Source organism: Agrobacterium bohemicum, assembly GCF_001562555.1.
GTDB lineage: Bacteria > Pseudomonadota > Alphaproteobacteria > Rhizobiales > Rhizobiaceae > Agrobacterium > Agrobacterium bohemicum.
Genome location: NZ_KQ961028.1, coordinates 38,161 through 50,793, shown reverse-complemented (window position 1 = coordinate 50,793; position 12,633 = coordinate 38,161). Strand labels below are relative to the sequence as shown.

General features: G+C 58.2%; 14 protein-coding genes. 11 read left to right on the top strand and 3 right to left on the bottom strand.

Annotated elements, in window-relative coordinates; all coding sequences use genetic code 11:
• The first annotated feature begins 76 nt into the window (after window positions 1-76).
• On the top strand, window positions 77-703 hold the full coding sequence (locus ATO67_RS11020) for a hypothetical protein (protein WP_245303969.1): 627 nt from the start codon (window positions 77-79) through the stop codon (window positions 701-703).
• A gap of 182 nt (window positions 704-885) precedes the next feature.
• Here ATO67_RS11020 and ATO67_RS11015 read toward each other — a convergent pair whose 3' ends face one another.
• Window positions 886-1,341 carry a nucleoside deaminase gene (locus ATO67_RS11015; protein ID WP_067648456.1) on the bottom strand — a complete coding sequence of 152 codons (456 nt, stop codon included), beginning with the start codon at window positions 1,339-1,341 and terminating at the stop codon, window positions 886-888.
• A 72-nt stretch (window positions 1,342-1,413) separates the two neighbouring features.
• Between ATO67_RS11015 and ATO67_RS11010 the strand changes: the two genes are divergently transcribed.
• The 10 genes from ATO67_RS11010 (at window position 1,414) to ATO67_RS10965 (ending at window position 11,687) form a co-directional block, all read left to right on the top strand.
• Window positions 1,414-3,465: a pseudouridine synthase gene (locus tag ATO67_RS11010; RefSeq protein ID WP_067648452.1), complete on the top strand. Its 2,052-nt coding sequence runs from the start codon at window positions 1,414-1,416 to the stop codon at window positions 3,463-3,465.
• On the top strand, window positions 3,446-4,003 hold the full coding sequence (rsmD, locus tag ATO67_RS11005) for a 16S rRNA (guanine(966)-N(2))-methyltransferase RsmD (protein WP_067648449.1): 558 nt from the start codon (window positions 3,446-3,448) through the stop codon (window positions 4,001-4,003). Before ATO67_RS11010 ends, rsmD begins: the two co-directional genes overlap by 20 nt.
• 177 nt (window positions 4,004-4,180) lie before the next feature.
• Window positions 4,181-5,041 (top strand): patatin-like phospholipase family protein, encoded by an 861-nt coding sequence (locus ATO67_RS11000; protein WP_067649029.1) that lies wholly within the window; start codon window positions 4,181-4,183, stop codon window positions 5,039-5,041.
• Window positions 5,042-5,131: 90 nt separating this feature from the next.
• Window positions 5,132-6,478, top strand: a complete 1,347-nt coding sequence (locus tag ATO67_RS10995) for a TldD/PmbA family protein (RefSeq protein WP_067648438.1) — start codon at window positions 5,132-5,134, stop codon at window positions 6,476-6,478.
• Window positions 6,479-6,559: 81 nt separating this feature from the next.
• The gene (locus ATO67_RS10990) at window positions 6,560-7,363 is read left to right on the top strand and encodes a 3'(2'),5'-bisphosphate nucleotidase CysQ (protein ID WP_067648435.1); all 804 of its coding nucleotides are present in this window, start codon (window positions 6,560-6,562) and stop codon (window positions 7,361-7,363) included.
• A 177-nt stretch (window positions 7,364-7,540) separates the two neighbouring features.
• Complete coding sequence (locus tag ATO67_RS10985) at window positions 7,541-7,777, top strand: DUF4170 domain-containing protein (protein ID WP_067648433.1); 237 nt, start codon at window positions 7,541-7,543, stop codon at window positions 7,775-7,777.
• Between the two features lie 304 nt (window positions 7,778-8,081).
• Entirely contained in the window at window positions 8,082-9,398 is a 1,317-nt protein-coding gene (waaA, locus tag ATO67_RS10980; RefSeq protein WP_067648431.1) for a lipid IV(A) 3-deoxy-D-manno-octulosonic acid transferase, read from the top strand.
• A gap of 2 nt (window positions 9,399-9,400) precedes the next feature.
• Window positions 9,401-10,141, top strand: coding sequence for an HAD family hydrolase (locus ATO67_RS10975; protein ID WP_106404943.1), 741 nt, complete (start codon window positions 9,401-9,403; stop codon window positions 10,139-10,141).
• A 101-nt stretch (window positions 10,142-10,242) separates the two neighbouring features.
• Window positions 10,243-11,265 carry a tetraacyldisaccharide 4'-kinase gene (gene lpxK, locus ATO67_RS10970; RefSeq protein ID WP_067648422.1) on the top strand — a complete coding sequence of 341 codons (1,023 nt, stop codon included), beginning with the start codon at window positions 10,243-10,245 and terminating at the stop codon, window positions 11,263-11,265.
• A gap of 98 nt (window positions 11,266-11,363) precedes the next feature.
• Window positions 11,364-11,687: a hypothetical protein gene (locus tag ATO67_RS10965; RefSeq protein WP_067648420.1), complete on the top strand. Its 324-nt coding sequence runs from the start codon at window positions 11,364-11,366 to the stop codon at window positions 11,685-11,687.
• A 49-nt stretch (window positions 11,688-11,736) separates the two neighbouring features.
• Here ATO67_RS10965 and ATO67_RS10960 read toward each other — a convergent pair whose 3' ends face one another.
• Together ATO67_RS10960 and ATO67_RS10955 are read right to left on the bottom strand one after the other, a co-directional pair.
• Window positions 11,737-12,234 carry a YciE/YciF ferroxidase family protein gene (locus ATO67_RS10960; RefSeq protein WP_067649026.1) on the bottom strand — a complete coding sequence of 166 codons (498 nt, stop codon included), beginning with the start codon at window positions 12,232-12,234 and terminating at the stop codon, window positions 11,737-11,739.
• Window positions 12,235-12,362: 128 nt separating this feature from the next.
• Window positions 12,363-12,599, bottom strand: a complete 237-nt coding sequence (locus ATO67_RS10955; protein WP_067648418.1) for a DUF2093 domain-containing protein — start codon at window positions 12,597-12,599, stop codon at window positions 12,363-12,365.
• Window positions 12,600-12,633: the final 34 nt, after the last annotated feature.

Sequence of the window (12,633 nt, the reverse complement as noted above, 5' to 3'; positions counted from 1 at the left end):
TGAAAATGGCCGGATTTTAGCACCAATGCGGGCTGACGGTCGTCTGGACGGCTTGGGCGGAAGGGTTTCCATGAGCATGACGCAGAGTTTTCGCATGTACGGCACGATTGCGGGCACAGTCACTGTTTGCCTTGCGCTTGGCGCATGCACCAGCCCGACTTACGGCACGGGAAAGACGTCTGCCGAACAGTTGGTAGACGACCTTGGCAACGCGACGTCGATCACGGGCGACCAGAGCAAGCGTAACCTGAAATACAATCCGCGCCCCGGCCTTGTCGTGCCTGCCAAAGTGCGCGCCGATCAGTTGACCCAGCCGCAGCAGAGTCTCGCCAACCGCGAAACCAACCCGCAATGGCCGGAAACACCGGAAGAAGCGCGTGAGCGTCTGCGCGAGGAGGCCGACGCCAACCGGGACAACCCGAACTATCGTTCGCCACTTCTGGCCGGTAACGGCACCAACGGTCAGATGACCGAAACCCAGAAGTGGGAAGCCTTCCGCAAGGCCAAGGCTGATGCGAAGGGCGGATCGATCGTCAACAACAACCAGCGTAAATTCCTCACCGACCCGCCGGTCGAATATCGCAGTGTCTCACAGGACCAACTGACGGACCTCGGCGAGCCGGAAGCGAAGAAGGAAAAAGAGCGCAAGAAGAATGCAGCCATGGCTGGCACCGGCAAGAACTGGTGGAACCCGTTCCAGTAAGGGTTAGTTGTTGGCAGCGGCGAATTTATCGCCGGGCGGGAGTGCTTCTTGGAAGCCCATGCTCCAACCTCCGTTATCCTCGGGCTTGACCCGAGGATCTAACGAACCCCGACATCCAACATGGTATATCCTCGGATCAAGCCCGAGGATGACGTCGCATCTGGGGTCAGCGACACACAGTGTCACTCCCCACGCTTCCCCTGAAAAAAACCGCGTAAAATCTCGGCGCTCTCCATCTCCGCCATTCCTGAATAAACCTCCGGCGCATGGTGGCAGGTTGGCTGATTGAAAAATCTCACACCGCTTTCCACTGCGCCGCCCTTAGGGTCGTTCGCGCCATAATATAGGCGGCGGATGCGGGCGAAGGATATGGCGGCGGCGCACATGGTACAGGGTTCCAGCGTGACGTAGAGGTCCGCGCCTGTCAGCCTTTCCTGCCCCAGTTCCTCGCAGGCCATGCGAATGACGGCGATTTCGGCATGGGCGGTTACATCGTTCAATTCGCGGGTTCGGTTGCCGGAACGGGCGATGACGCGGCCATCCAGCACCAGCACTGCACCGATGGGTACCTCGTCACGGAAGCTCGCCGCTTGCGCTTCGGCAAGCGCCAGGTCCATGAAATGCGTCGTTTCCGCCATTGTTCGTGCAATTTCCTCTTAACCAGTGCCGCGTGACCTGATAGGACACGCCAAACAACAGGCAAACAACAAATGACATTCAAAGACAAGCCGAAGCGCGCTGGGGCCAAGACATTCGACCGGGATAGCAAGCCGAAGTCCTCCGGCAAGCCGGATTCGGTGCGCGAGAAAAAGCCGTTCGTGGCAAAAACGGAGAGTGCTGTCGCGGAAACCGCAGCGGCAAAACCCGAGCGCATTTCCAAGATCATCGCCCGAGCAGGCGTGGCCTCGCGCCGCGACGTCGAGCGGATGATCATGGAAGGTCGCGTTTCGCTGAATGGCGTGAAGCTGGACAGCCCGGTCGTGAACGCCACCCTGGATGACAAGATCGAGGTCGATGGCGAAGCAATCCGTGGTGCAGAGCGCACGCGCCTGTGGCTCTACCACAAGCCTTCAGGTCTGGTGACGACCAACTCCGATCCGGAGGGACGTGCTACCGTATTCGACAACCTGCCGAAGGAGCTTCCCCGCGTCCTCTCCATCGGGCGTCTGGATATCAACACCGAAGGCCTGCTGCTGCTGACCAATGACGGCGGCCTCTCGCGTGTTCTCGAACTGCCGACAACTGGCTGGCTGCGTCGCTACCGCGTTCGCGCCCATGGTGAGGTTGATCAGGCCGCACTCGACAAGCTGAAAGAGGGCATTGCCGTCGATGGCGTACTCTACGGCGCAATCGATGCGACGCTGGACCGCACGCAAGGCCGCAACGTCTGGATCACCATGGGTCTTCGCGAAGGCAAGAACCGAGAGATCAAGAACGTGCTCGGCGCGCTCGGCCTTGAGGTTAACCGCCTTATCCGTATTTCTTACGGTCCTTTCCAGCTAGGCGATCTGCCGGAAAGCCAGGTCGTGGAAGTGCGTGGTCGCATGTTGCGTGACCAGTTGGGTCCACGCCTTATCGAAGCGGCTGGCGCCAATTTCGATGCACCGATCTATGACGCGGTTGTTGACGAAGACGAAGCTCCGGCTCCGCGTCCCGTCAAGTCCGAATGGTCCAAGCGTGGAGATGCGGAACAAAATCCACGCACGCCACGATTTGATGACAAGCGCGACGCGCCTCGCGAACGCGCTCCCGGCCGGCCTGACGCAAAACGAGGTGCCAAGCCTTTCGCCAAGGGTCGTGATGAAGGTCAGGAAGATCGTGGTCCCAAGCGTCCACCGATGGGCAGCAACCGCACCGCCAATGTTTGGATGGCGCCGGGCGCGAGGCCAACCCGCGACGGCAAGGAACGCAAGTCTTACCGGGACGAAGCTGAAACCGTTTTCAAACCGTCAGCAGAAGCCGATGCCCGCCGCGCGATCGTCAGACACAAGGATGTCGATGGCGAATGGATCCGCGCCGACAAGCCCGCGCAGGATGAAAGCCGTGGACGCGGCAAGGGCGGCGACCGTGGTGACCGCGGCGGCAAATCCTTTGGTGATCGTCCAGCGCGTGGTGGCGAGCGCAGCGACCGTCCATTCGGTGACCGCAAGCCGCGTGAAGGTGGCGACCGTGCAGAACGTCCCCGTGGCGAACGATCGTTCGGGGATCGCCCGGACCGTGGTGGCAAACCCTTTGGTGATCGTCCAGCCCGTGGCGGCGAACGCAGTGATCGCCCTTACGGTGATCGCAAGCCGCGTGAAGGTGGCGATCGCGCAGAGCGTCCTCGTGGTGAACGGTCCTTCGGAGATCGTCCGGACCGGGGTGCCAAACCCTTTGGTGACCGCCCCGCGCGTCCAGAAAGATCATTTGGCGACCGCCCGGCTCGCAGCGGTGAACGCAGCGAACGCCCCTACGGCGACCGCAAGCCAAGGCAGGACGGAGATCGTCCTCGCGCTGAGCGTCCTTTCGGTGACAAGCCCCGTGGCGCAAAACCGTTTGGCGATAAGCCTCGCGAAGGCAGACCTTCCGGCGGCAAGCCGGGTGGCTTTGCTGGCAAGCCAGCGTTCGGCAAGCCGCGCGGCGAGCGCTCCGAGGGCGGCTTTTCGGGCAAGGGACCGGGCGGTGGTAAAGGCCCGGATCGCAATGGACCCGGGGGCAAAGGCCCAGGTGGTAAACCTTCTGGAGGCAAGGGAATGACGCGTAATGCGGATCGTAGGCGGTGAGTTTCGCGGCCGGTCACTGGCCGCTCCGAAATCGAATGCAATCAGGCCGACTATCGATCGTACGCGTGAAAGCCTCTTCAATATCTTGAGCCATGCCTATCCGGAAAGTCTGGATGGGACGCGGATTCTCGATGTGTTTGCCGGAACCGGCGCGGTGGGGCTCGAAGCTCTGTCACGCGGTTGTCGGGTTGCACTCTTCGTCGAAAACGGCGTCGAGGGCAGGGGCCTCTTGTGGGAAAACATCGATGCTCTCGGCCTGCACGGTCGCGCGCGCATTCTGCGCCGCGATGCCACCAAGCTCGGCAGCGTCAATAATATCGAACCCTTCGATATGTTGTTTGCAGACCCACCCTATGCACAAGGGCAGGGCGAAAAGGCCTTTGTAGCGGCGCATCTCGGCGGCTGGCTTGTGCCGGGGGCTCTGGCCATTCTTGAAGAGCGGGCCGATGTTCTCGTTACCGTCGATCCGGCGTTCAAGCTGATGGAAAGCCGCACGTTCGGCGATTCCATCATGCATTTTTACCGTTACGAACCTTGATATGTCTTTACAGGTCGTGATGCACGACGTTGCACTCGTGCGTCACTCTCCTGTCGTCTTTGTGTCATAGAGCGGGAAGCGAAATGACTTGAAGGAGAGGCCGCGCCCGTGGCTGAAAAGAAAAAGAAACTCTCTAGCAAAAAGCGCAAACGCGAAGAAGCTGCCAGAGAAGCCCGCGTGAGAGAAGTGCGCGATCCGACATTTGCGCTGGCCCTGGGTGGCGGTGGCGCACGCGGCATCTGCCATATCAATATCGTTGAAGCGCTGGATGAGCTCGGTATTCGTCCGACAGCCATTGCGGGTTCTTCCATCGGCTCCATCATCGGTGCCGGCATGGCCGCAGGCATGAGCGGCCGCGACATCAGAGAATACACACTGGAACTGATGGGCAAAAAGGGCAGCGTCGCCAACAAGCTCTGGAGCCTCGGGCCCGCTTCCATGCGCCACGCCGTCTTCGGCTTTCGCCTGGGGCAATTCAATCTGGAGCTCGTTCTCGATGCTCTCCTGCCATCGGCCATGCCAAAGACTTTCGAAGGGCTGAAAATCCCTCTGAAGGTAACAGCCACGGATTATTACGCGCAGTCGGAGGTCATCGTTGAAAGCGGAGATTTGCGTCAGGCGCTGGCAGCCTCTTCCGCCATTCCCGCCCTTTTCATGCCCATTCGCATGAACGACCGCATCATGATCGATGGCGGCATTTTCAATCCGGTCCCCTATGATCATCTGCTGGATAAGGCGGATATCGTGATCGCGGTAGACGTGGTCGGCGGGCCGGAAGGTGATGGCACGACTATGCCAAGCCGTTTTGAGAGCCTGTTTGGCGCCAGTCAGTTGATGATGCAGTCCGTCATCTCGTTGAAATTGCGTATGCACCCGCCGCATATTTTCCTGCGGCCGCCGGTCAACCGTTTCAAAGTGCTGGATTTCCGCAAGGCACACGAGGTGCTGGCCGAATCCCAGGTCAGCAAAGACGATCTGAAGCGCCAGATCGAGATGCAGGTAGAGCTTTATCATCGCGGCCACGGCGTGGACGCGTAAGCATTTCGCTCAATTACCGGTGAAATGCCGCTTTGGCCTTGATGCGGCAGGTGCGCCGCAATAAATGAAGGTCAACGAAAGGCCTAGCCCATGTCCTCAGATATCGATTCCTCCAAGCTTCTCGAGCGCGCCAGCGAACTGGTCGATCTGGCCCGCCGCGCTGGTGCCGATGAGGCCGACGCCGTCATCGTGCGCTCGCGCTCGCAATCCGTCGGCGTTCGGCTTGGCAAGGTGGAAAGCACGGAATCTTCCGAAAGCGATGATTTTTCGCTGCGCGTCTTCGTCGGCAAGCGCGTCGCTAGCGTCTCGGCCAATCCCGGTTTCGACCTGAAGACACTGGCGGAACGTGCGGTGGCTATGGCCAAGGTGTCGCCGGAAGACCCCTATGCCTGCCTTGCGGATAGCAATCGGTTGGCAAATTCATACGATGATCTGGAATTGTTTGACCCGACAGAGGTTTCTTCGGACCAGTTGCGCGAGGCCGCGCTTGCGGCAGAAGAAGCGGCACTGGCTGTAAGGGGTGTCAGCAATTCATCCGGCGCTGGTGCATCCAGCGGCATGGGCGGTCTGGTTCTGGTCACATCGCACGGCTTTTCCGGGAGCTATATGGGCAGCCGCTTCGGCCGCTCCGTCAGCGTCATCGCCGGTGAAGGCACCAAGATGGAGCGCGACTACGATTATGATAGCCGCCTTTATTTCGCCGATCTCGACAAACCTGAAGACATCGGACGCCGCGCGGGTGAGAGAGCAGTCAAACGCATCAACCCCCGGCAGGTCGATACTGGCAGCAATGTGACCGTGGTGTTCGATCCACGCATCGCCCGCGGCTTCGTCGGCGGCATTGCAGGTGCCATCAACGGTGCATCCGTTGCACGCAAGACCAGCTTCCTGCGCGACAAGATGGGCCAGCAGGTGTTGAAAAAAGGCCTTGTTATCACCGACGATCCGCAGATCGTACGCGGCGCGTCATCTCGTCCTTTTGATGGTGAAGGCGTGCGCGGTGAAAAGCTTGTCATGATCGAGGACGGTGTTTTGAAGCACTGGTTCCTTTCCACCTCCACGGCGCGTGAAATCCGCCTGGAAACCAACGGTCGCGGCGTGCGCGGTGGCACCTCCGTATCTCCGTCTTCCACCAATCTGTCGCTGGAGCCGGGCGATATCTCGCCGGAAGATCTGATCGCCCAGATCGGTGCTGGTTTTTACGTGACCGAACTCATCGGCCATGGTGCCAATCTGTTGACGGGCGAATATAGCTGTGGGGCAAGCGGTTTCTGGATCGAGAATGGCGAAAAGGCCTTCCCTGTTTCCGAGGTCACGATTGCGTCCAACCTCAAGGATATGTTTATGCGGATCACACCTGCAAACGACATCGACCGCAAATATGGTGTCGCCGCACCGACGCTTGCCATCGAAGGCATGACGATAGCGGGACGCTGATAGCGCCATTCATCGGTTGCCTTCGGGGCGAGGGACGGTGCATGTTGATGCACTGGAAACCGCGTAGTGAACGACGATAATATGACAAATGTTACGGGAGCCGATTGGGGCTCCGATCTCGACCTCATTCTGGATGCCGCTCGCGAGGCTGGTCGCGTCGCCATGCAGTTTTTCCGCAAAGACCCGGAGGTCTGGTGGAAGAAGGGCCATTCGCCGGTCAGCGCTGCCGACTACGCCGCCAACGAAGCGCTGGAGACCATCCTTCGCAAGGCGCGACCTAGCTACGGATGGCTCTCGGAGGAAACCGACGATGATGCGGACCGGCTATCAACCGAGACGCTGTTCGTCGTTGATCCGATTGACGGAACCCGGGCCTTTATCGGAGGCAAGGACACATGGTGCGTCAGCGTTGCCGTCGTCCATCGTGGCAGGCCGGTTGCCGGCGCTCTCGTCGCTCCCGCCTTTAATGAGGAATTTGCCGCCGTTGTCTCCGGGCCGGCAACGAAGAATGGTAAGATACTCTCTGTCTCGGATGCAAACAACGGTGAGATCAAGCTTGCGGCACCAGAAGATGTGATCGCACAGCTTCCTGCACATTTGAAATCTCGGGTCCACCGCATTCCGCATGTGCCGTCGCTTGCCTATCGGCTCGCCATGGTTTCGGATGGCCGTATTGATGGCACCTTGGTCAAAGCCCATTCTCATGACTGGGACCTGGCGGCAGCTGACCTGATTTTGGAGCGCGCCGGTGGTCAGCTTCTGGACCTTGACGGAACTCCGCTGACCTATAATCGTCACGATGTCAGCCACCCCGAATTGTGCGCTGCAGCAAATCATTTGCTGCCGGACCTGCTGGAGCGGTTGAAGTCACCAGCCAGAGGTTGATTTTCACGGGAAAATCCCGCAGATGGAGGCCTCACAGAATGGGACTGCGAAAGACGATCCGGGTTTGTCGCGTTAGGTCCCGATCCAGGTTTGACGAAGGTCAGGGAGTTGGTGGCTCAACAAGAGCTGCATGCGTCTGGTCTCAGGGCTTTGAACGATGAGAAGGAAGAGAACACTATGACCGTAGCGGGCAACGAAAAACAGCTTCTGCACCTTGTATTCGGCGGCGAACTGGAAAATCTTCAGGATGTACAGTTCCGCGATTTGAAGGCGCTCGACATCGTCGGCATCTTTCCAGACTATGCAACGGCATTGACGGCATGGAAGTCTAAGGCACAACAGACTGTGGATAACGCACATATGCGTTATTTTATAGTGCATATGCACCGCTTGCTTGATCCACAGAACAAATAATCGCTGGTTTCCTACTTCATTTGTACTATCCTCGATGCATATGAGGTTGTGTGATTCTGCGGGGACGCGCACAACTCGTCTGGCCACACCATCAATTTTTCGTTGGCCTTTCTGCTTGAGACAAAAAAGACGCATTTTAATAAGAAGTAGGCTTCACGCCATCGAGCCAGGGAATGTGGCGCTGTCCTTGGACTATTGATGCTCAAACGAACGACAGGACGAAGCTGCAATTCATTGAGAACGCAGCGTTCTTGTATCGATCACAGGGGAACACATTGCGCGCACTGATCAAAGGCAGCATGTCATGAATAGCCGGATCGCACGTTTCGCTCTTTCAGGTTACAGAATTGCCGGCGTTGCCGCATATCCTTTTGCCCGACCCTACCTCATGTATCGCGCCACCAAAGGCAAGGAAGACAAGCGGCGCCGCATGGAACGCTTCGGCCATGCCAGCGCGGATCGCCCGCGTGGTCCTTTGGTCTGGTTCCATGCGGCAAGTGTTGGTGAAACGCTCGCTCTCGTTCCGCTTATCCGCGAAATTCGCAAACGCGACATTCACGTTCTCCTGACGACGGGGACGGTGACATCGGCAGAACTGAGCCGCACGCGTTTGGGTGATGACGTCATTCACCAATATGTGCCGCTCGACATCAAGATTTCCATCAACCGTTTCCTGAGTTACTGGGCGCCGGATGCGGCGATTACTGCTGAGTCCGAGATTTGGCCTGTCACGATGATGGAACTCGAGCGTAGGCATATCCCGCAGATACGTGTCAATGCGCGCCTGTCCGATCGTTCCTTTGGTCGCTGGCAACGCCACTCCGAATTTGCCGAAGCGCTGTTCAGCAAGCTGGCTCTGGTGGTGGCGCAGTCCGATGTCGATGCGGAGCGCTTCCGTGATCTCGGTTCATGGCCAGTCGTCGTGTCGGGTAATCTCAAGGGTGACACCGACCCGCCGCCCTGTGATGCAGCTCTGCTGGATACCTATCGTCGCCAGATCGGCAATCGCAAGACTTGGGCCGCAATCTCGACATTCGATGGTGAAGAGAAGGCGGCGGGAACCGTTCACAACGCCATCAAGTCGCGCGACGGGCAACTGACGTTGATCGTGCCGCGCCACCCGGAACGGGCTGATGATATCGAGGCCATGCTCAAGGGCATGAACCTGACCGTTGCGCGCAGAAGCCGCAACGATGTCATCACACCGCAAACGGATATCTTCCTTGGCGACAGCATTGGTGAGATGGGGCTGTATCTGCGGCTGACGGAACTGGCTTTCGTCGGGAGATCGCTGACGGCGGAAGGCGGTCAGAACCCGCTGGAACCGGCGATGTTGGGCTGCGCCGTTCTGTCGGGCGCACATGTTCAAAACTTCCGCGAAGCCTATCAAAAGCTGCTGCGGTCCGGCGGCGGGCGTATTATCCGCGACGTGGAAATGCTGGCCAAGGCGGTGCATTACCTGCTGGTCAACGATAACGAGCGATACAAGATGATCGATGCCGGCGGCAAGGTGATCCAGGACATGCGCGGCGCACTGTCTTCCACGGTGAAGGCGCTGGAACCCTACATCAACCCGTTGACGGTAACGGCGAAGCTGCAGCCACGCAGTGCGGTTGGTTGATCGTGGATACCAAGTCCGCTGCAAGATCGGCTGCTGAAATTTCAGCAATTCTGTTCGACAAGGACGGGACATTGATCGGCTATGATGCGAGCTGGGGTCCGGTCAACCGTGAGCTTGCGGCGATTGCTGCAAAGGGTGATCCCGAACTGGCGGACCGACTTTTGCTTGCCTGCGGGATGGACCCCGTTACCGGTCACGTCAAACCCGACAGCCTGCTTGCCGCCGGAAATACGGTACAGATTGCCGAAGGATTGTTGGCTGCGGGTTCTTCCTGCGACCTTGCGGACCTGACGCAACGTCTAGACCGATTGTTCACAGATGCGGCTGGAAATTCAGTTGCTGTAACCGATCTCAAAGCCTTCTTCGCCCGGCTCAAGAGCCGGGGCTACAAGCTCGGCATCGCGTCGAGCGACAACGAGGCCTCTATTCGCGAAACAGCAAAACGCTTTGGTTTTGAACAGAATCTCGATTTCGTGGCAGGCTATGATAGCGGTCATGGCACCAAGCCGCAGCCGGGCATGGTGCTGGGTTTTTGCGCAGCCACAGGTCTGCCGCCGCATCGTGTGGCCGTGGTGGGCGATAACAATCACGATCTGCACATGGCCGCCAATGCTGGTGCCGGTTTGCGGGTTGCCGTGTTGACGGGGACCGGCTCGAAAGAGAGCCTTGCCGCAGATTCGGATTACTGTTTTGACGATATCACCGGTCTCGAAGACCTGTTGCCACTGAAGGCAGGCGGTTAACGCGCCAATTCAGTCTATGCGACGCTGTCTTTTGCAGAATCCTTACCTTTCTGCGAGATAGCTGCTGATACCACATTGGCAAAGCGGGAGTTTGGAGACTGATGGTTTCAGAAGCGCCGCCATTCTGGTGGGAACAGCCCGGCTGGCAAGCATGGGCTCTGTCGCCGTTTTCTTTTCTGTATGGCAAGGTTGCCGGACGGCAGATGCGAACGTCGAAACGTGCATCTGTGTCGGTCCCCGTCATCTGCATCGGCAATTTTACCGTGGGTGGCGCAGGCAAGACACCAACGGCTATCGCCATCGCAAAGGCTGCAATCGCCAAAGGTCTGAAACCCGGTTTCCTCAGCCGTGGCTACGGTGGAACGCTGGATGTCACGACGCTTGTCGATGCCAGCCACCACCGTTCGGTCGATGTCGGCGACGAGCCGCTTTTGCTGGCACGAGAGGCAACGACCGTGATTTCGAGAAAGCGTGTCGACGGTGCACACAGGCTGGTCGCAGAAGGCGTTGACCTCATCATCATGGATGACGGCTTTCAAAGCGCCAGACTGACGCTGGATTATGCCCTTGTCGTCATTGATACCCAGCGCGGCGTCGGTAACGGCCGCCTGGTTCCGGGCGGCCCCGTTCGCGCGCCGATGGCTGAACAGATGCGTCAGCTCTCGGCCATTCTGAAGGTCGGTAATGGGCAGGCGGCAGATGCCATCGTGCGAACCGCATCGCGCGCCGGAAAGCCTGTTTTCGTCTCCTCCATTCAGCCCCGGCCGCAGCCGGATTTTGCCGGTAAACGGGTGCTGGCCTATGCGGGAATTGCCGACCCGAACAAGTTTTATCGCACGGTCGAAGAGCTGGGAGGCGAGGTTGTCGTAAAGCGATCTTTCCCGGACCATCATCATTTCAGCGATGAAGACGTCCAGAACGTCATGAATGATGCGGCCAAATTCGATCTGTTGCCGGTGACGACAGCCAAAGATGCGGTGCGCCTGACCGGCCATCACGGCGCCAGTGCTTCATTGCTTTCAAAAAGTCTGGTCATCGAAATCGACATGATTTTCGATGATCCGACCGCACCGGGCTTGATGATCGATACTGCAATCGAAAATTACCGTCGCCGTAGACTTTGACGCATATGTCCGGTTTTTGAACTCACCGAGGAACAATCGCGGCTCGCAGCGCTTCTCTTTATGACGTGTTCAAATTTGGACTGTGTGAGGAGAAAACGATGGCGCAAGACAAGGTCGAGAAGAAAGTATTCACACCGCGTGAAAGTCGGCAGGGCTTTCGCGGCAGCCCGGTGCTTGTCATTCTGGTGATAAGCCTTCTGCTTGCAGGTGCGGTATGGATCGTTGCTGAAACATGGGGAGAATCGACGGCGCCTGCGACATCGGAAGTCGCGCCAGCGCCGGGTCCCGGTACCCCTGTAACAACGCCAAACCCGGGCGCGCAAGGCACGAATACCTTCGATAACAACACGCCATCAGGCGCGACACCGCCGACAGAGGGTACGGACAAAAACCCGAATTCCACGAACACCACGACCCCATAACGAAAAAAGCCGGGCAAAATGCCCGGCTTTCTTTAGCTTTTAAAGAAGGTCAAGCAGCCTTTTGAGCCGCCGCGTTCACCGAAGCAGTGGCCAGCTTCGTCAGCGCTTCATCAGTTGTGGACTCTTCATTCAGTGTTGCGTCGAGAAGCGGTACGACCTTTGTGTGTCCAAGCTTTTCGGCCCAGGCCTTCAAGGTGCCATAACGGGTGATTTCGTAGTGTTCGACAGCCTGTGCTGAAGAAATCAGGCCCGCATCGAGGGCGGCGGTACCCTTGTAGTCTTCGATGATTTCTTCACCCTCGGCGATGATGCCTTGAATGGCTTCACAGGTTTTGCCCTGAGCGCGCTTGCCGATCAGCTCGAAAACGTCCTGAAGCCGCTCGATGTGCCCCTGGGTTTCTTCCTTGTGCTTCTCGAATGCCGCTTTCAGCTTTTGGTCGGTTGCTGCACGCGCCATCTTGGGCAGCGCTTTCAGCACCTGACGCTCGGCGTAGTAGATGTCTTTCAGCGTATCGTAAAAAAGATCGTCGAGTGTTTTCTCGGCCATGGTCATCTCCCATTGAAAATCGTGCTTTTGCATCACACTCCGGGCTAACCAGCGCCGGATGCGATCGTTCCTGCTCGATTGCGCACAACTTCAATTAATTTTGGAAATGTGTTTTCGGGACCGAGACGTCAAGCGCCGCGTTTTTGATTTGGCAGGGCGCCCGCCCGTTTTTCTGCCTCGAGCGATGCAGCTGCATCGGCGTATGGCTCCTGGCGGACCACGCTCCAGTAACGCAGTTCGTCGATTGGAATATGTTTGCCGGACATGGCGCAGGTGACATATGAACCGGTCTGCACGATGCGAATATCGCCATCGAGGTAATCGATCTTGGCCTCGCGATTGCTGCCGCCTTCAAATCTGTTCATCTGTATTGTCTCCTGACGCCCGGTCTTTTTAGCT